Raw genomic sequence first — 20,508 nt, forward strand, 5'->3', positions numbered from 1 at the left:
AGATAAATCTCGATGTCATCTGTATATCCATACTTAGTGACATGCTCTAAGAAACCACAGTCAGGGCAACGCATAATGTCACTCTCAAGAGTGGCACGTGTAATCAATGCTTTGTGGTTATCCTTGCCACGATACTCATAACGGTTATATTCATTGTCAGAGTTCACGATAAATTTAAAATTTGGGTCTGTTAATCCGACGTAACGTAAGATAGTATTATTCATATGCATCAGTTCCTTTAGATTTTGTTTGGCGACTTTAGTCTATATCAGGAAACTGGTGTTTTTCTTTTTGCAATTAAGAATTAAACACAAAAAGGTGTTGATGGCATTTCTTCCACCAACACCAGAAAGTATAGAGCCGAATTTTCCGATTGACGGTTGGATAATTCGAGCGTTTTTTGTGTTTAAAATTTGTTTGTGGCTGATTGAAGTTTCGCTTCGGTTACAAATCATAAGATGTTCCACGAACAGAAAGCGAGGAACTGCTTATGAAGATTGAACAAACAGGGACCGAAGCCGTGATTGTTATCCCGGCCTTTGAACCAACTGAGAATTTTTATTACTGTTATGATGGCAATCCGCGAAGTGTCACGTCGCCCGGTGGTGGTTGTTGATGATGGATCGGACATTCACTTCCAAACGATATTTGGTCAAGTGGCAGAGTTGGGCGCTGTTGTTTTAACTCATGAGACGAACCAAGGGAAGGGTGCCGCTTTGAAAACGGCGATTAGTTATGTCCAACAACATTTTCCAAACAGTGTTGGGATGGTGACGGCTGATTCAGATGGTCAACATGCGATTGACGATATGGTTCATATGGCGGAGGTGCTAGAGGCTGGCGAACAAGGTCTTGTGCTGGGCGTTAGAAATTTTGAAAAAGGACAGGTGCCGGCAAAGTCATATTGGGGAAATACCATTACGAGTAAGATGGCGAAGTTGGCAACGGGTCTGACAATTCCAGATACACAAACGGGTTTACGCGGGTTACCAATGGCAATCTTACCTGCAATGGCTAACGTGCAAGGAGAACGTTTTGAATACGAGATGAACATGCCACTTGAATTAAAGGTGTTGCAAATCAACCTGACGATGATTCCAATTCAAACTATTTACGAAGGTCAAAATGAAGGGACTTACTTTCATCCAGTGCGCGATTCACTCCTAGTCTATCGACGTTTCTTGAAATTTGGCTTGTCTTCGTTAACTTCAGACAGCGTTGACATACTGTTATTTGCACTGTTGTTAATGACCGTGTTTCATAATGCGTCAACAGGAACGTTGTTGCTAGCCTCTGTACTATCGCGTCTGGTTTCTGGTGTGGTTAACTTCAGCTTGAATCAGCGTTGAGTGTTCCGAAGTCAGAATGTTGCAGGTGATCGTTGACGATATCTCATCCTATTTAATGCTCAGATGATTTTGCCGGCGGTGCTATTACAACTTGTCGATACGGTTATTCCACATCCAATTCCTGTGAAAATCATGGTTGATGTCATTATCTTTATTGTTAGTTACCTGATTCAAAAGCAACTAGTGTTTAAGCAACGTCAGGAGCAAATTCATGAGTCGTAAATTAAATTTAATAACCGCAACCATTTTAACGCGCTATACGAGTTTCACGTTGGTAGATATGTTTATACTGCAACACTCTGGTACGGCCATTGATCAGGTAGGAAAGAATCGCTATATTGTTGTGGTTTCGGATAGTCGTACGTCAGAATCGACAGGTTTATCGCTTTATCAGTTAGCTAATGTGATGGCCGATCACGGTGCGACCTATACTTATAATTTGGATGGTGGCGGGTCATCAACGATGGTTTTGAACGGTAAAGTGATTAATAATCCAGTTGGCGGTTCTGGTCAGTCATCCGAACGCGCGGTGTCAGATATGCTGTATTTTGGTTACGCAAATTAAAGGAGCAAAAGATGCAACGATATAAAACGGTCCTAAAATGGGTAGGCGTTTCAATTTTTATTTTTGTCTTCCATCTTGTGTATAATCATTTTGGTCACGGTGTGCAATCAGCGAGCCTGAATTGGGCATGGTTAATGCCATTAGTAGCAGTGTTAAGTCATGGGGTACTGATTATAACGGAAAACGAGGTTACCCAGCGATTCGCCGCCAACATTTTTGGCAATGGTCGAATTTCGCGATTTGGTCAATAACAATCTGGTTAGTCCTGCAAGGTATATTGACGATTCCGGGAACGGGCTCTCAATATCTATATGGTTATGGTGTTTCTGCCGCCTTGTTCTGGATTATTGGCGTCAGTGGCGGGTTGAAACAGCGATCTAAAGGTAATTAAAGGTGCGCAAGGCTGAACTCGTTAATATAACGTCATTTTTTGTTCAAAAAATTTAAGGTTCATATCAGCCCAGTTAAGTCGTTGTTTAATCTTTCTCCCGCATAGTAAAGATACTTAATCACGAGGTAATTATTATGACAACGAAGAAAACAATTGCAACGCTGGCGTTGGCAGGCGTATTAGTAATCGGTGGTGCCGGGTATGCGGTAACGCAGCAATCACAAGGTGATAATCAAGCAACGCAAACAGCAAGTTCATTATCAACTAAAAAGACTAATCTTGCCGTAGCGACAAGCTATCCAACAAGTGCTAAAACTGGGGATGCTTCTGGTAAGGTGTCTGCCAAAGGGACTGTTAATTTGGATAAGATGACAACTTCGGGTGAAGGCGTCAAGGTGTCAGGGAAGACGGTTACAATTTCAAAAGATGGGACGTACTAATTTACGGGGACGGCAACGGACGTTCAAATCATTGTTGATGCCGGCGATAATGATGCGGTCACAATTATTATGAATGGGGTTGATTTGACTGCTAGTCAAGGAGCCGCTATTTATGAAAAGAACGCCGATAAGACGATTATCGAAACGGCCGCTAATTCCGTTAACCTAATTGACGGTGGGACAATTGCCGATACTGAAGAGGTTAAAGGGGCTACTATCTACGCGACCCACGATTTGACGTTTAAGGGTGACGGAACACTAGCAGTGAATGGCGATGCTAAGGACGCAGTATATACCAAGGATGGTTTGAAAATTAAATCAGGTACTTTATTTGCCCTGGGCAGCTAGTGATGGCTTAGTCGGTAGTGATTCCGTGCATATCGTAGATGGAACGGTCAATGTAACGGCTAGGGATGATGCCATCAAATCAAATCAAGACAATGAGGAAACCAAAGGGTTAGTTGAAATTAAGGGCGGCGATGTTACGGTAGCGACCGGTACTGAATTTGGTAACCATGGTATTTCAGCCGAGTGTAAGTTAGTTATTTCTGGCGGTAAGGTCAAGGTAACTAGTTCATATGAAGGACTGCAGGCAAATGAGATTGACTTGAATGGTGGTGAGACAACGATTTCAAGTACGGATGATGCGGTTAATGCATCTGGGAGCTATACGACGCCAATCTTAAATATTACGGCTGGTAAATTGGCGTTCTTAGCTGGCGGTGATGGCTTAGATGCGAACGGGGATGTGAAAATTTCAGGCGGTACAATCAATGCGATGATCAATTCATCGCCTGATAATGAAGCGGTTGATCTTGACGGTACCATGACATTTACCGGTGGGACGTTGCTGTATGGTGGAACTGGTACAGGCGCAACTTTCGATGGCGCTTATGTGAAGCTACCGAACGGTGGTAAAACTGGCGATACGGTTAAGGTAAGCGATGAATCCGGCAAGGTTATTACGACGTTTACGGCCAACGCTGACGGTGATATCGTAGCAGTTGCTGCAACTGGTATAACATCTGGTAATTCGTACCAAGTGAGTGTCGCGGGGACAACGACCACTGTTACGGCCGGGTCTGGTTTGACAGAAGGTATGGCTGGTGGCCCAATGGGCGGCATGCCACAATAACGGGGGAAAAGAGCGATGCAAGTATTTAATCGATATGAAGTGAAGTATTTAATCACGGCTGATCAGGTCGACAGAATTATTCAGCAGCTACTTGACTCCAGTAAGATGCGACTTGATAAGTATAATTAGGCCGGTGATTGGTACCCGATTCAATCGTTATACTTTGCGTCAATTACGGATGTCGTCTCGCAGCAGGCATTGCACGCGACCCAGGCAACTAGTGATTTGCGGATTTCATTTGACCGGAATGTGCGATACGACATGACTGAACTGGATATCGCAACTGAGACGGTAGGTTATCAACTATTAAAACCAAGGATGGTATTGATGGAGATTAAAACCGAGTGGGGGATGCCGAGTTTTTTGCGCCAAATTTTGGGCCAATACAAGCTTCGTCCAACCCGTTTTTCAAAATTCGAACGTGGTCTAAAGGATGGGTTTCAACGGCATGCGACTGCATATTAAATGCTAATGGAAAAGGATTTTACACATGCTTAATTCAATTTTTACAACAACAAGTTCTGGAACGGGCGTCACGTTGCCCACGTTTATTCTTGAGATGGTGACAGCGATGTTGCTTGGTTTAGTGACGGCACTTGTCTATCTAAAAACTTATAACTCACGTGTGTCACCGCAGAAGTTTTCATTTACACTGGTCTTGTTACCGGTTGTCATCGCGGTCATTATCATGTTAGTGGGTAATAATGTGGCCCGCGCCTTTTCTTTGGCCGGTGTGTTCTCAATGATCCGGTTTCGTTCAGCACCGGGTGATCCAGCTGAAATTACGTATGTTTTGATGACGATGGCCATTGGACTGGCTTCTGGGCTGGGTTACCTAGCTTATGCGGTCTTTTCGGCAATTGGCTTGCTAGTTGCGATGTTGCTGATGAATGTCTTGAACTTTGGTGGCCACGAGATAACCGATCAATTATTAAAGTTGACGGTGCCGGAAGATATGTATGATAAGTAAATGGTAGAAGCGGTGCGAAAACATTATGTACAAAAGGTTGTACTCAAGCGCGTTAAGACCACTGAATTGGGTTCGTTGTTTGAGTTGCAATACTTATTACGTATGAAATCAGGTGTTGATGAAAAAGTGTTTATTGATGCTTTGCGGACAACGAATGGTAATTTAGGCATTGCGATGCAATACAATTTAATTGCAGATGAATATTAATAAATAAAAGCGGTTGAGATAGATATGTTTCTATCCAACCGTTTTTATTTATTAAAGTTCATTGTCATCATCGTTGAATGATGATGGCGCCTCAGTTTGTGGACGCCCAATCCCAGTGATGCCAGCTAGTGAATCAGTGGGCAAAACGGTCAAGATGAAGCTGATGATTCCGAATAGGCCAGTGAAACTAAAGGCGATTGCTAAATGTTGATCAGAGTTGACGTTGGACACAACACCGCCCACAGCGCTCAAAATCCAAATGACCCAGGCCAACCAAGTGGCCGTACCCGCGTCACGGTAACGGCGAATTAATAGTGCGATATTTGGCAAAATCATGGCCAAATACAAGATAGCGCCAAGAATTAGAACGGCTGGCAAAATGGATGTGCTGGTGAACATGAAGTGCACTGCGTCACCAAAATTGGCATGATTGATCACTTTGTCATCAATGTCATGCAAAGATGCATCGGCCACTAGGGAAGCGACCAACAATATTACCCAAACCGTCCAAATGATGAATTGCCAGAGCGCCATCCACCAGTATTCAGCTCGGGTTGATTGCCCCGTAAAGTTAACGTACCCACGCCAGAAATTTTTAAATGCTTGCCACATTGTCACCATCTCAAAATACCTCCTCAAACTTTGTAGGCTCATTTTGTCATAAAAATAAAACAATTCATATAAAAAAGCACCGATTTAACGGTGCTTTAATAATTTTAGATAAGTGGTTGTGGGTGGGCGTCGAAAATTTCGACGTCATCTTGGCGACCAACGACGACGGTGTCAACAATGTTTAGGAACAAACCGTGTTCCACGACACCAACCATGCTTGTTAATTCGCGCCCTAATGTGAAGGGATCCGTGATATCAGCGGGGTGTAAATCAATTAAGTAGTTGGCTGAGTCGGTCCGGACAGGGTTGCCATTTTGATCCAAACGCCATGAAGGCTTGTAACCCTTGGCATCCAAACGCTTGAATAGTTGGTCTGATCCGTATGGGATGACTTCGACGGGAAGGTAGTGGGTTAGCTTGGGGGCTAACTTACCTTCGTCGACGACCCAAATGTTGCGCGTTGAATTAACGGCGACAATTTTTTCCCACAGCAGGGCCGCTCCGCCACCCTTAATGGCAGCAAAATCAGGATCGATTTCGTCAGCCCCGTCGATTGTTAAATCAATGTGGTCAACGTCGTCAATGTTGTGCATCGAGATACCAAGCTTTGCGGCAGTACGACGTGTCTTGTCAGAAGTTGGGACACCAATGATGTTCAAACCTTCTTCTGAAACGCGCTTCCCAAGTGCCTCAATGACGTATGCAATGGTTGAACCAGATCCAATGCCGACGACCATGCCATCCTCGACAAATTCTGCCGCCCGGTAACCAGCCATTTTCTTAAGTTTGTTTGTGTCTTTCATGGGGCCAACTTCCATTTCATTAAAATTATTACTCCTATTATCGCTTATTTAGGCGGTATAAGGCAAATGAGTTCTCGTTGAAAAATCGTAAGTGCAATCTGGTAAACTGGAATGACGATGAAAAAAGAAAGTGGGATACATCATGATTGACATGTGGGACGAAGATAAAATTCATGATTTTAGAATGACACTCTTAAATTGGTACGATGAAGCGGGACGGGCAGATTTGCCATGGCGTGAAAACCATGACCCTTACCGGGTGTGGGTGTCAGAAATTATGCTACAACAAACGCAAGTGCAGACGGTTATTCCATATTTCAATCGTTTTATGTCAATGTTCCCAACGCTTAACGACTTAGCTAGTGCCCCGGAACAGGCGCTGCTAAAGGCTTGGGAAGGGCTAGGGTATTACTCACGCGTACGCAACATGCAAAAAGCCGCTATCCAAGTGTGTGATGATTACCAAGGTGTGTGGCCAGACAATATGGCGGCTTTAGAAAAATTGACAGGGATTGGGCCGTACACAGCGGCGGCGATTGCTAGTATCGCGTTTAATGAACCGGTACCGGCTATTGACGGGAATGCGTTCCGCGTGTTTGCACGCTTATTTAAAATTGATGCGGACATCGCCCAACCTAAGACGCGTAAATTGTTCTTTGAACTAGGCTTGCAACTGATTGATCCGGGACGGCCGGGTGATTTTAATCAAGCAATTATGGATTTGGGATCATCATACATGAGTGCGAAAAATTTTGATTCGGAACATTCGCCTGTCAAGCAATTTAACGCCGCATATGCTGATGGGACGGAAGAGTTTTATCCGGTCAAAACAAAGGCACCCAGGCCTAAGCCAATTACGTATTTTGCGCTGGCAGTTAAGTCGCCAGCTGGCTATTTGTGGGAACAACGGCCAGCCGATGGGTTACTGGCGAATTTCTGGACGATGCCACTCTATGCGTTAACCGATTTTGTTAACGATCCAGATGCTAACTGGGCTATCGAAGAAATGATTGCGGCTACTGAGCAACGTTTGTTGACAGATTACGGCGTTAAAGCGACGCTCGCAAAGTTGGCTGGTCGACCAGTAACGCACGTGTATACCCACCAAAAATGGACGGTCATTGTGCTGACGGCAGAAGTAACTGAACAGGAGTTGACGCGAGGGACTTGGCGCCCCAAGGTAGTCTTAGACGCCGATCCACAGCCTAAAATCCAAGAGAAAATTTGGGCAAAAATATAAGTAAATATTGCAAAAATATACACAACCAAAGTGTGGTAATATGGTTATACAATTTAGACGGGGCGCGTGAGGAATAACCTGACGTTTGAAAGGAAGTAACCATGGCACAAAAAATTATGCTTGATATGGATCCAGGAATTGATGATGCAGCTGCGATTGCCATCGCCTTGACTGATCCGCAGTTTGATGTTCAATTGTTGTCGACAGTGGCCGGCAATGTTGGTGTAGAGAAGACAGCATTAAATGCGTTGAAACTTGTTGAATTTTTCGGGGTGCAAGAGCAAGTGCCAGTTGCTGCTGGTGCGAAAATGCCACTACTGAAGCCATACGAAGACGCATCATATGTGCACGGTGAATCGGGCATGCCTGGTTGGGATTTTCCAGCGGTGACTACCAAGCCGGTAGCGCAACATGCCGTTGAGGCGATGCGCGAAACCTTGATGAAAAGCGCAGACCAGTTGACGTTGGTTATCACGGGGGCCTTCACGAACGTTGCTCTGTTATTCCGCATGTACCCAGAGGTTAAAGCGAAGATCGATCGCTTAGTTGTGATGGGTGGTTCGCTCACTGGTGGTAATGTGTCCAGCGTGGCAGAATTTAATATTTATACAGATCCGCACGCTGCAAAAATTGTCTTTGAGGCTGACCTGCCAATTGTAATGATTGGCCTTGATGTGACGATGAAAGCATTGCTGTCATATGAGAACATTGCCAAGCTATCAGACGTGAATGAATCCGGGGCGATGCTGCAGGCACTGTTGCAACATTATGGCGACAACGAAGATACAGGTAAGCCAATGCACGACGTGAACACGTTGTTCTATCTATCTCACCCAGAAGCCTTCAAACTAACGGACTATTGGGTTGATGTCATTACTGAGGGTCAGGCCTTGGGGGCAACGGTTGCCGATATGTTGGGGTCACACCATGGCACAACCAATGTGGCGGTGGCGACGGATATTGATGTACCAGCCTTTAACACCTGGTTTATGTCAGAGGTCGCAACGTTTATGAAGTAATCCAAAAGGTCATCGCTAACCGTGCGGTGGCCTTTTTAACATCCTGTTTCACGTGAAACAATTACACCGTTAAAACCTGTGCAACTATTGAATAGACGGGCATTTTGCGGTATTCTTTTATTATTGGAATCAGTTTGGAGAATGATAATGAATCCCGAAGAATTTGCGGCGGCATTACGCGAGCACAATGTTGAACTGAATGCACACCAACTAGCGCAATATCAGCAATACTACGAGCGTTTAGTTGCGGTGAATGAGCACATGAACTTGACGGCCATCACAGAACGCGATGAAGTCTACATGAAGCACTTTTATGACTCATTAACACTGGCATGGGCATACCCAGCTTTGCAAACTGAGGCATTGCACATGATTGACGTTGGTGCTGGTGCGGGCTTCCCATCATTGCCATTGAAGATTGCGTTTCCACAATTGCAAATCACGATTATTGATGCGTTGAATAAGCGTATTAATTTCTTGCGTGATTTGGTTAAGGAATTGGGCTTGGAAGGTGTGGCGGTAGAACATGCCCGTGCTGAGGAGTTTGGTAACAAGAGCGCACCAGCTCGTGAGCAATATGATGTGGCAACGGCCCGTGCGTTGGCGCGCCTAAATATTTTGGGCGAATTGACATTGCCATTCGTTAAGGTTGGTGGTGTTCTGCTGGCTATGAAGGGCAGTGCCGCCGACGAAGAGTTACAAGAGGCTAAGAAGGCCATCACGACTTTGGGTGCCAAAATTGGTGAACAAATCGATGTGAGCTTGCCAAACGGCGACCCACGTTCAGTTATTGTGATTGAAAAGGTGAAAAATACACCAAAGAAGTATCCACGCAAGCCGGGTGATCCGGTGCGTAAGCCGTTGTAGGAAGGGGAAATCAATGGGACACGTTATTGCATTAGCTAACCAAAAAGGTGGTGTTGGCAAAACGACGACCACGGTCAATTTGGGAGCGGCCTTGGCAACTTTGGGTAAGTCTGTGTTGGTTATCGACACGGATGCCCAAGGAAACGCAACGTCTGGATCAGGCGTCCAAAAGTCAAGCATTGAGCAAGATGTCTACGATGTCTTGGTTCACGATGTGCCATTGGCTGATGTTATTTTGTCAACTTCGCACGAAGGCATGGACATTGTGCCAGCAACGATTCGTTTGGCTGGTGCCGAACTAGAATTGGCTCCGGTGATGGCTCGTGAATTACGTTTGAAAAACGCACTGTCAGGCGTTCGTGAAAAGTATGACTACGTGCTGATTGATAATCCACCTTCACTTGGATTGGTAACAATCAACACATTCTCAGCGGCGGATTCAATTTTGATTCCTGTGCAAGCTGAGTACTATGCGCTCGAAGGACTTGGCCAATTGATGAACAACATGAAGTTGGTCAAGCAGCACTTCAACCCAGATTTGGAAGTTGAAGGAGTGCTGATGACCATGGTTGACCCACGAACGAACTTGTCGGCCGACGTTATTGCGAATGTGCGTGATTATTTTGGCAGTGATGTATACGCTACCGTGATTCCACGTAATGTCCGCCTGTCAGAGGCGCCATCACGCGGGTTGGCTATTATTGATTATGACCCTAAGTCAAAGGGTTCTGAAGTATATATGGACTTGGCAAAGGAGGTCTTGGCTGCTCATGGCGAACGCTAAGAAGTCAGGTTTGGGAGGCCTTGGTGGTCACGGTGGCGGTCTAGGCGCCCTGTTTGATTCACAAGGTCTTGATACAACCATCGCCACGAACGATTCTGTTCGTGACCTAGCTATCGATAAGATTGTGGCAAATCCGTTCCAACCGCGACATGTTTTTGAACAAGACGCTTTGCAAGATTTAGCGGCTTCAATCAAGGAAAACGGGGTGTTGCAACCGGTAATTGTCCGCCACAGTCCAAAAGACAATGCGCAATATGAATTGTTGGCAGGTGAGCGTCGTTGGCGTGCGTCACAATTAGCCGGTATGACTAAAGTACCAGCGATTGTGCGCAAGTTAGATGACGATCAAATGTTGCAAGCGGCCATTTTAGAAAACTTGCAACGTGAAGACTTGACGCCCCTTGAAGAGGCTCAAGCGTACCGCGATATGATGGATGCGTTGGAGTTAACGCAAGAACAAGTGGCCAAGCGTTTGGGAAAGGCCCGGTCAGCCGTGGCTAATTTCTTGCGCTTGTTAAACTTGCCCGATGAAGTGAAGGACCTCCTGAATGCAGGCGAACTTTCAATGGGGCAAGCACGGACACTACTTGGCTTGCGTAACAAGCGGCGCATTGTGCCAGTGGCCAAGCGCGCTATCGCTGAGGGTATGACCGTGCGCCAATTGGAGCAACTGGTTAATAAGTTAAATGAGCAGTCAGATCCAACTAGCAAAGGCGCTGATGAACCATCAGCATACTTGAAGGCGACGACCGCCGCCCTGGAAGATAAGTTTGGTACCAAGGTCAATGTGACGCGTAATCGCAAGGGCGCTGGTAAAATTGAAATTGCATACTTGTCAGATGATGATTTGAACCGCATCTTTGATGTATTGGGCATTTCATTCGATGAGGACTAAGCGGGGGTTGGATAAATGTACAACTTGCATGATATCGTTGAAATGAAGAAGCCACATGCGTGTGGCGCAAATGAGTGGGAAATTATGCGCGTTGGTGCGGACATTAAGTTGACGTGCCAAGGTTGCGGTCACCAAGTCATGATGACACGCCACGACTTTGATAAGCGCTTGAAGCGTATTTTGCGCAAGGCGTCAGAACAACAAGATTAATTTAGAGAGATAGGTATATAAAAATGGCTCTTACAGCAGGAATCGTTGGTTTGCCAAACGTTGGTAAGTCGACTTTGTTTAACGCAATCACCAAGGCGGGTGCCGAAATGGCTAATTACCCATTCGCCACGATTGAACCAAACGTGGGGATGGTCGAAGTGCCTGATGATCGTTTGGCTCGTATCCAAGAATTGGTACCAGCCGACAAAATCGTACCAACGACCTTTGAATTTACTGACATTGCCGGAATCGTTAAGGGTGCCTCAAAGGGTGAAGGTTTGGGTAACAAGTTCTTGGAGAACATCCGTCAAGTGAACGCCATTGTTCACGTAGTTCGTGCGTTCGATGATGATGACATTACTCACGTTAGCGGTAAGGTTGACCCAACCGACGATATCAACACCATTAACTTGGAATTGATCTTGGCCGATTTGGAATCTGTTGATAAACGTTATGCGACGGTTGAAAAGAAGGCCAAGCAAGCTAAGGATAAGGACGCTGCGGCAGAATTTGAGGTCTTGGCTAAGTTGAAGCCTGTTTTGGAAGAGGGTAAGCCAGCCCGTTCCATCGACTGGAACGAAGACGAGCAAAAGATTGTACGTGGCTTGTTCTTGTTGACGTCAAAGCCCGTCTTGTACGTGGCAAACGTGGCGGAAGATGATATGGCTGATCCAGAATCATCAAAGTACTTCCAACAAATTAAGGAATTCGCGGCTGCTGAAAACGCTGATGTCATCGGTATTTCAGCCCGTGCTGAAGAAGAGTTGGCCGGTATGGATGATGAAGACAAGGCTGAATTGATGGAATTGCAAGGTATTACGGAACCAGGTTTGAACCGTTTGATTCGTTCTGCCTACCACTTGTTGGACTTGCGTACGTTCTTTACCGCTGGTGGTAAGGAGACTCGTGCTTGGACGTTCCGTGCCGGCATGAAGGCACCACAAGTTGCTGGAGTTATTCACTCTGACTTCGAGCGTGGCTTTATCCGTGCTGAAACGGTCGCTTTTGCTGATTTGGACGAATACGGTTCAATGAAGGCTGTTAAGGAAGCCGGCCGTCGCCGTTCAGAAGGTAAGGAATACGTTGTACAAGACGGTGATATCATCGAATTCTTGTTCAACGTTTAATTGGGGGACTACATGACAGAATCACAAGAAACGCAGGCTCAACCAGCGTTGCCAACGCGGGCCGATTTGGCAACATCTGGTTTGACGAAGCGTAATCAAGAATTTATTTGGCAAATGGTGCAACTCGTTGATGGGGACGCATCAAAGGCCGGTTTGATTACCGAAGTTGGGGTAAAGTTGTTGGACGGTCAAAAGACGGGTGCCACAGCTAAGCAATTGTTTAACACGCCATCTGAAGCATTGGGCTTCAAGGCGAAGCAAGCGGCCGAAGCGCCAGCCCGTGGTTATGCCACGTACGGCTTCTGGCCATTGATGGTTGATAATGCCATTGCCTTCTTTATGATGTTTAGCTTTATGTTTGGCTTGACGTTGATGTTTAGCAAGTCTAACCAAGCCGGTAGCGCTGGTGCAGCAGGTATCACATCACTTGTTTTGACGTCATTGTTGGGTGGTGTCTTCTTCGCTGCCGTCACGATGACCCTTGCACCAAGCAAGGATGGCGTACAGACTCCACTTTGGAAGAAAATTGTGGTTTCTGTTGGTGCGTTTGTCCTTTGGTTCTTGGCATACATGGGCTTCGCCTACTTGCCACCAATCATCAACCCATTGTTGCCAGGTTGGATATACTTGATCCTTGCGGTATTGGCCTTTATCGGCTTCCGCTTCTGGCGCGTTAAGACGGGTATTCAAGGTGGATTCTTGGGTAGTGCAACACGTCCACGTCAAGATACAAAGTAAGCACAGAAATCAGTGAGGGACTAGACATGAAGATTTTGATTGTTGACGATGATCACGAAATTGCTGAATTGCTTGAAATCTATGTGAAGAACGAAGGTTACGAGCCAGTGATTGCCAGTGATGGTAGGGAAGCGATGACAAAGATTCGCACGAACCCTGATATTGGTTTGATTATTTTGGATATTATGATGCCTGATATGAACGGTACGGAAGTGTTGAAGGAAGTTCGTAAGGACAACCCAGTGCCTATCTTGATGTTGTCAGCTAAGTCGGGTGCGATGGACAAGATTCAAGGATTGATTACGGGAGCAGATGACTACGTAACGAAGCCATTCAATCCGCTTGAAGTGATGGCCCGCGTCCGTGCATTGTTGCGTCGTGCCCAAAACGGTATGGCGCAAGCAACGCCAGAAGTTTTGGATATTGGACCTTTGACGATTAACAAGGATAGCCACGAAGTTAAGACGGCTGACGGTGTTGAGGTTAACTTGACGGCGTTGGAGTTCGGTATCTTGTATTTGTTGGCCTCACACCCAAATCGTGTGTTCAGCGCTGACGACATTTTCGAACGCGTTTGGCAACAAGAATCAGTTGTGTCTGCTAAGACGGTTATGGTGCACGTTTCACACTTGCGCGATAAGTTGGAAGCAGCAACTGGCGGTAACCAAGTGGTCCAAACCGTTTGGGGTGTTGGTTACAAGATTGAAGTTTTGTAAGGTATAGATTTGCATCTATGCAATAGAAAGTGAGAAGTAGGGATGAAACTTAGTGTACTGGATTGGCTCCTGTGGGTGGTCAAGGCAGTCGTTTCGGCCCTGCTTTTTGTATTTATGGGCATTGGGGGCATCTTAGTCACCCGCTCAGCCTGGACAAGTGCCAACTGGTTGCTTGAATTGCAAGCGGCTTGGGCACAGCAACAACCACTTGTTATTATAGTTGGCTTAGTGGTCGTTGTGTTGTGGCTGTTGCTGATTCGCCATTTCTACGAAGCAGTATTGCTGAACCGCTTAATCGAAGCGGTGAGTGATTTGGCACCACGTGTTCGTGATACAGAAAGTGAAGGATTGCCGGAAAAGCGTTGGGGACGTCGGTTGCGGCCCCTCGTAACGAATGTGAACGGCGTTTTTGATGCCGCACAAGCTGCAATGGCTGAAGAACGTGAAATTGAGCGTTCAAAGGACGAAATGATTACGAATGTGTCGCACGATTTGCGGACACCATTAACATCAATTTTGGGTTACTTGGGCCTGATTATTAATGATGAAGATGAAAAGTTAGCACGCAAGGACTTGGTGAAATATGCTAACACAGCCTTTTCGAAGGCAGGCCAAATGAAGTCGTTGGTTGAAGATTTGTTTGATTACACACAGGTCCACCAGGTCGATTTCAAGTTGCGTTGGGCGCCGTTGGATTTAGCAGCCATGTTGCAACAATTGGCAGTTAACTACGAGTTAGAAGCTAAGAATAAGCACGTTGTTGTCTCGGCGGTTACCAATCCGGATACGATTGAAATGGTTGGTGATCCTGACCGTTTGGCACGTGTCTTTATGAATTTGATTAATAACGCTTTGAAGTATGGCGACGGTGCAACATTTGTGCGGTTGACAGCCAAGACTAACAAAAGCGAAAATTATGTAGAAGTTCGCGTACAAAATAACGGTGAAAAAATTCCTGCCGATTCAATCAAGCGGTTGTTTGATCGCTTCTATCGGGTGGAAAGTTCACGGAATACTAAGACAGGTGGGACCGGCCTTGGTTTAGCAATCGTGAATGGTGTTGTCGAGGCGCATGGAGGGACGGTGCGAGTCGAGTCAGATGATGATTTGACGAGCTTTATTGTCCAGTTGCCTTTACAACCAGAACTAGGAAATGAGGCCTAAGAGATATGACAAAGCGTGTGTGGGCAGGCTTGCTGGCGGGAATTCTGTTAGTGACAGGGATTGCTGTGTCGGCATCAGCTGCAACCGTGACGCCCAAAGTGGACGCGCAAAGTGCAGTGGTGGCCGATGTACAAACTGGCCAAGTGTTAGCAGATAAAAATGGTAACGAGCGGATACCGATTGCCTCAATTTCAAAATTATTGACGGTTTATTTGGTTGAACAAGCCATTAAAGAGGGGCGTCTGTCGATGCAGTCACAGATGAAAGTGCCAGCCTCGATTGTCGCCATTAGTAATGAGCCGGCTTTGGCTAATGTGCCACTTAGCACGGAACGTACCTATACGATTCAAGAGTTGATGGAAATGGCGTTGATTAAGTCAGCAAATGCAGCGGCGTTAGCATTGGGCTATGCCGTGTCTGGTACGGATACGGGTGTCAACCAACAAATTCAAGATTTGCTAACCAGCTGGGGTATCAAGGATACGACTATTGTATCTGGTGCCGGTTTGACGAATGGTGATATGGGTGCGTTAACGAATCCTATGCTGGGAGCAGATGTTGAGAACGAACTATCGGCCCGTGAATTGGCGATTGTTGGTCGTCATTTGGTGACGGACTACCCTGAAATCCAACAAATTACGAGTATGCAAACAGCTGAGGTTCCAAGTGGGGCTACCGGAACTGAAATGATTGAAAACTCAGATAAATTATTGGCTGATGGCCAAGGATATAAGTTTACCGGTCTTAAAACAGGGTATGCCTTGTCGGTCCACAGCACGTTTATTGGGTTAACAACCTTGGAAGGTCGCCAAGTGGTGACGGTGGTGCTCGGTAGTGACCACACGTTCTCACAAACGGTGGCTATGTTGAATGCGGTTAAGACGGCGATGAGAGTTAAGACTTTGGCTAAGGGAACAGTTATCCAACGTGTGCAAGTTGAGGAAGCTCGCGCCGGGGAAGATCGTTTCCCAATCGCGACGAAAACGGCGGTCTCAATGTTCGTGCCAACTGCATTGCGTGGTGGCAAACTTAACATGACGATTCGGTCAAATAATGATATGATTGCGCCAATTGCGAAGGGGCACGTTGTTGATCACCAAGAAACAGTTTTCGTTGATGGAGGCACAACAGCCGAACGTAACGCAGCGAATGACTATTTAGCAAGTCCGCCTAAGGTAGATTTGATTATGACCCGCGATGTCGCCCAAGCATCACGAGTTGTACAATGGTACCGTGATGCGAAGCGCATCATTATGAGCCTATTTGAATAAATACGAAAAAGCACAACGCCTAATGCAGGTGTTGTGCCTTTTAAATGTGGTTAATGTGTGTTATAGCAGTTAAGTTGTGTTCTGTTGGCTTTGACTATCAAAGTGTTGAGAGGGGAAATAGGAACGGGCATGTAATCTTCGTCGAAGCCACTTTTCCACCCCCATGCCTCGTCGCAACGCGACGATTCCACAAAAAAACTACTTCTTAGTAGGTACTTCCTTGATTGGGTTGCGTTCACGCATGATGGCCAATAACTTCTCAGCTTCCATTTTATGGAAGACGACGTTGGCAGCGTCACGCATTAGCTGGAGATCAATGTTGTCAGGATCAAATTCAACTGGCACAGGACCTTGTAAACGCGCCATCAACGCATCAACGAACGCGTTGTACGCCTTCTTAGGGTAATCACCAATCGTCACTTGATCGATGGCTGAACGGATTTCTTCCAGTGAGAAGACGGGCTTCATCAGTGAAATAATTAAGATATCCGCGATTTGCATCGTTTGGTACTTCTTTTTAACAGGTGCCAAGATGACCTTTTGCTTAACGTAATTGTTAATCATCGTTGACGTGACGACCGGCATGTTTAAAGGTGCCAAGACTTCATTTACATATTCAACGACTTGATCCATGTACAAGTCAAACGTTGGCAAGTCCTCCCAATGTGGGAATTCGACTTCCTTTAGGCCTTTGCGCCATGATAGATATTCGTTCATTTGGCAGATTATCCTTCCGTGGTATACTTTATATGAATTAATTTTACCACATCTAGAGTGAGGAACTATATATAATGTTTGAATCTACTAAGTCACGCGTTGTTACTGAAGAACTTGCTAAGCGACTACCTGAGGAAGCGCAGACTGCAGTTTGGGGAATGTTTGATACGATGATGAACTACAAGGCCATCATGTTCCCTGAAGTTGACATTTGGTTTGCGGATGACTACACAGATAGTATCGTGGGTGTAATGTTCGTTCAACACGATGGTGATTTCCAACAAGAAATGGAAATGCCTTACTCTGGTGACCATTCATGGTTGGGCAAGGGATTGATTGTCTCAATCCGTGATGAAGATAATATCGTCATGGACGTGTCAGCACGCGTCTTGGCATACGAAGCAGCTGTTGCGGAAGCAGAAGCTAACAGCGACGCCGAGTAATAAAAAAACACGCTTAACGGCGTGTTTTTTAATTTTGAAACTATTCCGTTCATCAAAGCGTCTAATAAGTGTTGAAAGTTAGGGGGAACGTAACATGCGTGAAGAATTAATTGCCACGCTGAAAGAAAATCAAACGGCGTTGTACCGCGTTGCGTTAGGCTACGTTCACACGGAAGCAGAGGCGCTGGATATCGTGCAAATCAGTGCTGAAAAAGCGTTACGTCAGGTTGGACAGGTGAAAGAGAAACAATATCTCAAGACCTGGCTGTTTCGCATTTTGATTAATACAGCTATCGATGCGCAACGTAAACAAGTCCGTCGTCATGAAATCGGTGACGATGTCTTAACGTTTATGCCAGCTTTGACGGGAGTTGCACCAGAAACCCGTTTGGCACTTGAACAAGCGGTGAGTGATTTGTCTGATAAAGAACAGGCGATTATTCGGTTGCATTTTTTTGAAGATCAAACCTTTGGGGAAATTGCGCTGACATTGCAGTTGTCAGAAAATACGGTCAAAACAACATATTATCGTAGTCTGAATAAATTGGAAGCCTTGATGGGCGGGGGGAATTTAACATGACTTTAGCAGATTTGAAGATTCAGTATACACAACAGGATATTCCAACTGATAAGTTGACGGCTGTTATCAACCAAGCGATTGTCGCAACTGAACCAAAGCGTAAGCGCTTGAATTGGTGGCAATCATCAGTAATAGGTGTCGGTGCTGTGGCAGCAGCCTTTACGCTGGCACTTAACACATCCTATTCATTCGCGAACGCATCAGAACGGGTGCCAGTTGTGCGTGACGCGGTGAAAGTTTTGTTGTTTCGCGAGTACAAGCATGTCGACAAGACGTCGTACGCTGATATTAAGGTGCCTTTGTTGACGAACCTACGTGACCGCCAATTATCTGATAAGTTAAATACGGCCTATGCAGAAGAAGGGCGCGCGTTGCATGAGTCCTTCATGAATAAGATCAACGGCACGCCTAAGTCGATGACACAAACCTATGCTGAAAAGGTGAACAACGAGCAACTACTTGTGCTGGAACGACGTCAGGATATATCGTCGGCCGATACCGCTACGAAGATGCGTTACACAACGATTGATAAGCAAAACGGGCTGGTAGTGACACTGCCGATGCTATTTAAGACGAACGCCTATCGGACGATTTTGAAAAATTATGTCAATGAACAAATCGCAGCATCAAAGCAGTATGACACACCGATTGCAGCAATTGGGCCTAAGCAGACGTTCTATATCAATAACAAGGGTGAACTAGTGTTGGTCTTCCAGCGCGGTGAAATTGCACCGATGTACGTTGGTACGGTAGCGATGACAATACCAACTGATGAGATTGATAGCCAATTGATATCACATACATACGTGAAGTAATTAAATCTAATTTAATTTTAATATAACCGCTGTTTTGTTTATGAACAGCGGTTTCTTTGTGTTATGCTAATTAGATTATGACAGAAAAAGGAGGGTGGAAAGTTGCAAGATTTCATGCAGTTGGATCGTAATTTGAAACTGCGATCATTAACTGTTTTTCTAACAGTCTTACTGGGGAGCTCAATTGGTCCGAACGTAACGGTTTATTACGTTGAATATTTTGGGGCCTTCATTACCGGGTTTTTGCTAATTGCTGTTTCGGTAGCTGGTTTTATTGCCGGGTTGTATGGCGGTCACTTAGCTGACGTTTTGGGGCGAAAAAAGACCATCTTGATTGGTTCGGCCATGATTATTGGCGGCTATGCGCTGGCTATGCTAATGAATTCACCATGGTATACCAATCCGTACATCACCTTTGTTGGGTTCCTCACCGCTTCGGTTGGGGCGTCGTTCGCTGACCCGGCCGAGCAAGCGATGATGATTGACTCATCAACATTGAAAAATCGTAAATTTGTCTTTGCATTGATTTATTGGATTATTAACATTGGCGTGATGATTGGGGCGGCCGTTGGTGGTTGGTTCTTCCGCGATTACCTCTTTGAATTGTTAATGGGATCAATGATTGTCGGCATTATTAATGCGGCGATTATCAAGTGGGGGATGTCGGAAACGCTGGATATGACAACCGTTAAGACAAATTCGTCAGTCTGGAGTGCTATTAAGTCATACGGGCATGTGCTGACGGACAAGCGGTACTTGCTATTCATGTTCGGAACGATTTTCTCGGTCGTTGTTTATTCACAACCAGATTTCTATTTGGCAGCGCACTTGGCAGAATCGTTCCGCGATTACACGCTGTTTGGCATTCATTTTTATGGCCAACGAATGCTGTCATTTATGCTGGTGATTAATACGGTCTTAATCGTCTTAACGATGTCAGCCTTTAATCATATGACAAATTGCTGGCCGCTAATCCGCGGTTATATGATTGGGACATTCTTGCAAGGCCTCGGCTTTGCCATGGCCTTCTTGCTCCGCGACTTTTGGCCACTGGCCTTTACGGCAGTTGTCTTCACGGTCGGTGAAATGATTAATGTGCCATCAAGTCAGACGTTACGCGCAGATATGATGAATCCTGAGAAACTCGGGGCTTATTCAGGTGCATTTGCTGCGACGCGACCACTGGGTAATATTGTCGCTGGGGTGATGGTGTCAGCATCACACTTTGTTGGCAATATCGGTGCTGCTATCATGTTGATGGTTGGCGTACTGATTGCGATTTATTCAGTTGCCACTGCTGCCAAAATGAAAGCGTCATTTTAATAGCTGATTATATGAGAATGAGAGTGAGACGAAAGGCGTTATATTAAGGGTTCGGCCTTTCGGAACACGTTTAAAAGCCGGCAATCCTCCGATTCTAAATCGGGAGATTGCCGGCTTTTGCGCCCGG

27 protein-coding genes and 2 pseudogenes are annotated in these 20,508 nt (G+C 45.7%); 25 read left to right on the forward strand and 4 right to left on the reverse strand.

Going from position 1 to position 20,508, the window contains the following annotated elements; all coding sequences use genetic code 11:
• Positions 1-224 (reverse strand): annotated as a pseudogene (locus EST42_RS01735) (hypothetical protein); the annotation flags it as partial.
• 345 nt (positions 225-569) lie between these two features.
• On the opposite strand from EST42_RS01735, the gene EST42_RS01740 reads away from it, so the two are divergent.
• The 10 genes and pseudogenes from EST42_RS01740 to EST42_RS10860 all read left to right on the forward strand — a co-directional run bounded on the left by EST42_RS01740 (position 570) and on the right by EST42_RS10860 (position 5,057).
• Positions 570-1,349, forward strand: a complete 780-nt coding sequence (locus tag EST42_RS01740) for a glycosyltransferase (protein WP_245150319.1) — start codon at positions 570-572, stop codon at positions 1,347-1,349.
• 78 nt (positions 1,350-1,427) lie between these two features.
• The gene (locus EST42_RS10845) at positions 1,428-1,571 is read left to right on the forward strand and encodes a hypothetical protein (protein WP_245150320.1); all 144 of its coding nucleotides are present in this window, start codon (positions 1,428-1,430) and stop codon (positions 1,569-1,571) included.
• Positions 1,572-1,653: 82 nt separating this feature from the next.
• A pseudogene (locus EST42_RS01745) lies at positions 1,654-1,914 on the forward strand (phosphodiester glycosidase family protein); the annotation flags it as partial.
• Positions 1,915-2,041: 127 nt separating this feature from the next.
• Positions 2,042-2,305, forward strand: coding sequence for a hypothetical protein (locus EST42_RS01750; protein ID WP_245150321.1), 264 nt, complete (start codon positions 2,042-2,044; stop codon positions 2,303-2,305).
• 134 nt (positions 2,306-2,439) lie between these two features.
• Complete coding sequence (locus EST42_RS10850; RefSeq protein ID WP_245150322.1) at positions 2,440-2,745, forward strand: hypothetical protein; 306 nt, start codon at positions 2,440-2,442, stop codon at positions 2,743-2,745.
• Between the two features lie 63 nt (positions 2,746-2,808).
• On the forward strand, positions 2,809-3,093 hold the full coding sequence (locus EST42_RS11310) for a carbohydrate-binding domain-containing protein (RefSeq protein WP_280633855.1): 285 nt from the start codon (positions 2,809-2,811) through the stop codon (positions 3,091-3,093).
• Complete coding sequence (locus EST42_RS01755; RefSeq protein WP_280633854.1) at positions 3,077-3,880, forward strand: carbohydrate-binding domain-containing protein; 804 nt, start codon at positions 3,077-3,079, stop codon at positions 3,878-3,880. The genes EST42_RS11310 and EST42_RS01755 overlap by 17 nt, the downstream gene beginning before the upstream one ends.
• A 225-nt stretch (positions 3,881-4,105) precedes the next feature.
• Entirely contained in the window at positions 4,106-4,345 is a 240-nt protein-coding gene (locus EST42_RS10855) for a VTC domain-containing protein (protein WP_342365126.1), read from the forward strand.
• A gap of 25 nt (positions 4,346-4,370) precedes the next feature.
• Positions 4,371-4,850, forward strand: coding sequence for a DUF4956 domain-containing protein (locus tag EST42_RS01765; protein ID WP_245150324.1), 480 nt, complete (start codon positions 4,371-4,373; stop codon positions 4,848-4,850).
• Entirely contained in the window at positions 4,851-5,057 is a 207-nt protein-coding gene (locus EST42_RS10860) for a hypothetical protein (protein WP_245150325.1), read from the forward strand.
• Between the two features lie 51 nt (positions 5,058-5,108).
• Here the strand turns inward: EST42_RS10860 and EST42_RS01770 are convergent, their stop codons facing one another.
• Together EST42_RS01770 and rpiA are read right to left on the reverse strand one after the other, a co-directional pair.
• Entirely contained in the window at positions 5,109-5,678 is a 570-nt protein-coding gene (locus tag EST42_RS01770; protein WP_167711024.1) for a DUF805 domain-containing protein, read from the reverse strand.
• A 95-nt stretch (positions 5,679-5,773) separates the two neighbouring features.
• Positions 5,774-6,472, reverse strand: coding sequence for a ribose-5-phosphate isomerase RpiA (gene rpiA, locus EST42_RS01775; RefSeq protein WP_134643953.1), 699 nt, complete (start codon positions 6,470-6,472; stop codon positions 5,774-5,776).
• A 142-nt stretch (positions 6,473-6,614) separates the two neighbouring features.
• On the opposite strand from rpiA, the gene mutY reads away from it, so the two are divergent.
• From mutY to EST42_RS01830, 11 genes are all read left to right on the forward strand, one after another.
• Positions 6,615-7,712: an A/G-specific adenine glycosylase gene (gene mutY, locus EST42_RS01780; RefSeq protein WP_134643954.1), complete on the forward strand. Its 1,098-nt coding sequence runs from the start codon at positions 6,615-6,617 to the stop codon at positions 7,710-7,712.
• Positions 7,713-7,813: 101 nt separating this feature from the next.
• On the forward strand, positions 7,814-8,731 hold the full coding sequence (gene rihC / locus EST42_RS01785) for a ribonucleoside hydrolase RihC (RefSeq protein ID WP_134643955.1): 918 nt from the start codon (positions 7,814-7,816) through the stop codon (positions 8,729-8,731).
• A gap of 147 nt (positions 8,732-8,878) precedes the next feature.
• A complete protein-coding gene (gene rsmG / locus EST42_RS01790) occupies positions 8,879-9,598 on the forward strand; it encodes a 16S rRNA (guanine(527)-N(7))-methyltransferase RsmG (protein ID WP_134643956.1) in 720 nt (239 codons plus the stop codon).
• 13 nt (positions 9,599-9,611) lie between these two features.
• Complete coding sequence (locus tag EST42_RS01795; RefSeq protein WP_134643957.1) at positions 9,612-10,382, forward strand: ParA family protein; 771 nt, start codon at positions 9,612-9,614, stop codon at positions 10,380-10,382.
• The gene (locus EST42_RS01800; RefSeq protein WP_134643958.1) at positions 10,369-11,277 is read left to right on the forward strand and encodes a ParB/RepB/Spo0J family partition protein; all 909 of its coding nucleotides are present in this window, start codon (positions 10,369-10,371) and stop codon (positions 11,275-11,277) included. The genes EST42_RS01795 and EST42_RS01800 overlap by 14 nt, the downstream gene beginning before the upstream one ends.
• Positions 11,278-11,292: 15 nt before the next feature.
• A complete protein-coding gene (locus EST42_RS01805; protein ID WP_010375013.1) occupies positions 11,293-11,487 on the forward strand; it encodes a DUF951 domain-containing protein in 195 nt (64 codons plus the stop codon).
• Positions 11,488-11,510: 23 nt separating this feature from the next.
• Positions 11,511-12,614: a redox-regulated ATPase YchF gene (ychF, locus tag EST42_RS01810; protein ID WP_134643959.1), complete on the forward strand. Its 1,104-nt coding sequence runs from the start codon at positions 11,511-11,513 to the stop codon at positions 12,612-12,614.
• A gap of 12 nt (positions 12,615-12,626) precedes the next feature.
• Complete coding sequence (locus tag EST42_RS01815; protein ID WP_134643960.1) at positions 12,627-13,352, forward strand: DUF1129 domain-containing protein; 726 nt, start codon at positions 12,627-12,629, stop codon at positions 13,350-13,352.
• 26 nt (positions 13,353-13,378) lie between these two features.
• On the forward strand, positions 13,379-14,068 hold the full coding sequence (locus tag EST42_RS01820) for a response regulator transcription factor (protein ID WP_010375006.1): 690 nt from the start codon (positions 13,379-13,381) through the stop codon (positions 14,066-14,068).
• A gap of 42 nt (positions 14,069-14,110) precedes the next feature.
• Positions 14,111-15,232 carry a sensor histidine kinase gene (locus EST42_RS01825; protein WP_010375005.1) on the forward strand — a complete coding sequence of 374 codons (1,122 nt, stop codon included), beginning with the start codon at positions 14,111-14,113 and terminating at the stop codon, positions 15,230-15,232.
• A 5-nt stretch (positions 15,233-15,237) separates the two neighbouring features.
• Positions 15,238-16,503, forward strand: coding sequence for a D-alanyl-D-alanine carboxypeptidase family protein (locus EST42_RS01830; RefSeq protein WP_134643961.1), 1,266 nt, complete (start codon positions 15,238-15,240; stop codon positions 16,501-16,503).
• Between the two features lie 198 nt (positions 16,504-16,701).
• Here the strand turns inward: EST42_RS01830 and EST42_RS01835 are convergent, their stop codons facing one another.
• Positions 16,702-17,220: a DUF1836 domain-containing protein gene (locus EST42_RS01835; RefSeq protein WP_134643962.1), complete on the reverse strand. Its 519-nt coding sequence runs from the start codon at positions 17,218-17,220 to the stop codon at positions 16,702-16,704.
• A gap of 74 nt (positions 17,221-17,294) precedes the next feature.
• Between EST42_RS01835 and EST42_RS01840 the strand changes: the two genes are divergently transcribed.
• From EST42_RS01840 to EST42_RS01855, 4 genes are all read left to right on the forward strand, one after another.
• Positions 17,295-17,663: a hypothetical protein gene (locus EST42_RS01840; RefSeq protein ID WP_134643963.1), complete on the forward strand. Its 369-nt coding sequence runs from the start codon at positions 17,295-17,297 to the stop codon at positions 17,661-17,663.
• Positions 17,664-17,757: 94 nt separating this feature from the next.
• Positions 17,758-18,243 (forward strand): RNA polymerase sigma factor, encoded by a 486-nt coding sequence (locus tag EST42_RS01845; protein ID WP_134643964.1) that lies wholly within the window; start codon positions 17,758-17,760, stop codon positions 18,241-18,243.
• On the forward strand, positions 18,240-19,058 hold the full coding sequence (locus tag EST42_RS01850; RefSeq protein ID WP_134643965.1) for an RsiV family protein: 819 nt from the start codon (positions 18,240-18,242) through the stop codon (positions 19,056-19,058). The genes EST42_RS01845 and EST42_RS01850 overlap by 4 nt, the downstream gene beginning before the upstream one ends.
• Positions 19,059-19,160: 102 nt before the next feature.
• On the forward strand, positions 19,161-20,381 hold the full coding sequence (locus EST42_RS01855) for an MFS transporter (protein WP_134643966.1): 1,221 nt from the start codon (positions 19,161-19,163) through the stop codon (positions 20,379-20,381).
• The last annotated feature ends 127 nt before the right edge of the window (positions 20,382-20,508 follow it).

The sequence above is a fragment of the Weissella cibaria genome, assembly GCF_004521965.1.
GTDB classification, from domain to species: domain Bacteria; phylum Bacillota; class Bacilli; order Lactobacillales; family Lactobacillaceae; genus Weissella; species Weissella cibaria_A.

Coding starts and splice junctions, on each gene's coding strand:
- EST42_RS01740 (WP_245150319.1), top strand. CDS start 570: ATGATGGCAATCCGCGAAGTGTCACGTCGCCCGGTGGTGGTTGTTGAT.
- EST42_RS01750 (WP_245150321.1), top strand. CDS start 2,042: ATGGTTAATGCCATTAGTAGCAGTGTTAAGTCATGGGGTACTGATTAT.
- EST42_RS10850 (WP_245150322.1), top strand. CDS start 2,440: ATGACAACGAAGAAAACAATTGCAACGCTGGCGTTGGCAGGCGTATTA.
- EST42_RS01765 (WP_245150324.1), top strand. CDS start 4,371: ATGCTTAATTCAATTTTTACAACAACAAGTTCTGGAACGGGCGTCACG.
- EST42_RS10860 (WP_245150325.1), top strand. CDS start 4,851: ATGGTAGAAGCGGTGCGAAAACATTATGTACAAAAGGTTGTACTCAAG.
- EST42_RS01770 (WP_167711024.1), bottom strand. CDS start 5,678: ATGGTGACAATGTGGCAAGCATTTAAAAATTTCTGGCGTGGGTACGTT.
- rpiA (WP_134643953.1), bottom strand. CDS start 6,472: ATGAAAGACACAAACAAACTTAAGAAAATGGCTGGTTACCGGGCGGCA.
- mutY (WP_134643954.1), top strand. CDS start 6,615: ATGATTGACATGTGGGACGAAGATAAAATTCATGATTTTAGAATGACA.
- rihC (WP_134643955.1), top strand. CDS start 7,814: ATGGCACAAAAAATTATGCTTGATATGGATCCAGGAATTGATGATGCA.
- rsmG (WP_134643956.1), top strand. CDS start 8,879: ATGAATCCCGAAGAATTTGCGGCGGCATTACGCGAGCACAATGTTGAA.
- EST42_RS01795 (WP_134643957.1), top strand. CDS start 9,612: ATGGGACACGTTATTGCATTAGCTAACCAAAAAGGTGGTGTTGGCAAA.
- EST42_RS01800 (WP_134643958.1), top strand. CDS start 10,369: ATGGCGAACGCTAAGAAGTCAGGTTTGGGAGGCCTTGGTGGTCACGGT.
- EST42_RS01805 (WP_010375013.1), top strand. CDS start 11,293: ATGTACAACTTGCATGATATCGTTGAAATGAAGAAGCCACATGCGTGT.
- ychF (WP_134643959.1), top strand. CDS start 11,511: ATGGCTCTTACAGCAGGAATCGTTGGTTTGCCAAACGTTGGTAAGTCG.
- EST42_RS01815 (WP_134643960.1), top strand. CDS start 12,627: ATGACAGAATCACAAGAAACGCAGGCTCAACCAGCGTTGCCAACGCGG.
- EST42_RS01820 (WP_010375006.1), top strand. CDS start 13,379: ATGAAGATTTTGATTGTTGACGATGATCACGAAATTGCTGAATTGCTT.
- EST42_RS01825 (WP_010375005.1), top strand. CDS start 14,111: ATGAAACTTAGTGTACTGGATTGGCTCCTGTGGGTGGTCAAGGCAGTC.
- EST42_RS01830 (WP_134643961.1), top strand. CDS start 15,238: ATGACAAAGCGTGTGTGGGCAGGCTTGCTGGCGGGAATTCTGTTAGTG.
- EST42_RS01835 (WP_134643962.1), bottom strand. CDS start 17,220: ATGAACGAATATCTATCATGGCGCAAAGGCCTAAAGGAAGTCGAATTC.
- EST42_RS01840 (WP_134643963.1), top strand. CDS start 17,295: ATGTTTGAATCTACTAAGTCACGCGTTGTTACTGAAGAACTTGCTAAG.
- EST42_RS01845 (WP_134643964.1), top strand. CDS start 17,758: ATGCGTGAAGAATTAATTGCCACGCTGAAAGAAAATCAAACGGCGTTG.
- EST42_RS01850 (WP_134643965.1), top strand. CDS start 18,240: ATGACTTTAGCAGATTTGAAGATTCAGTATACACAACAGGATATTCCA.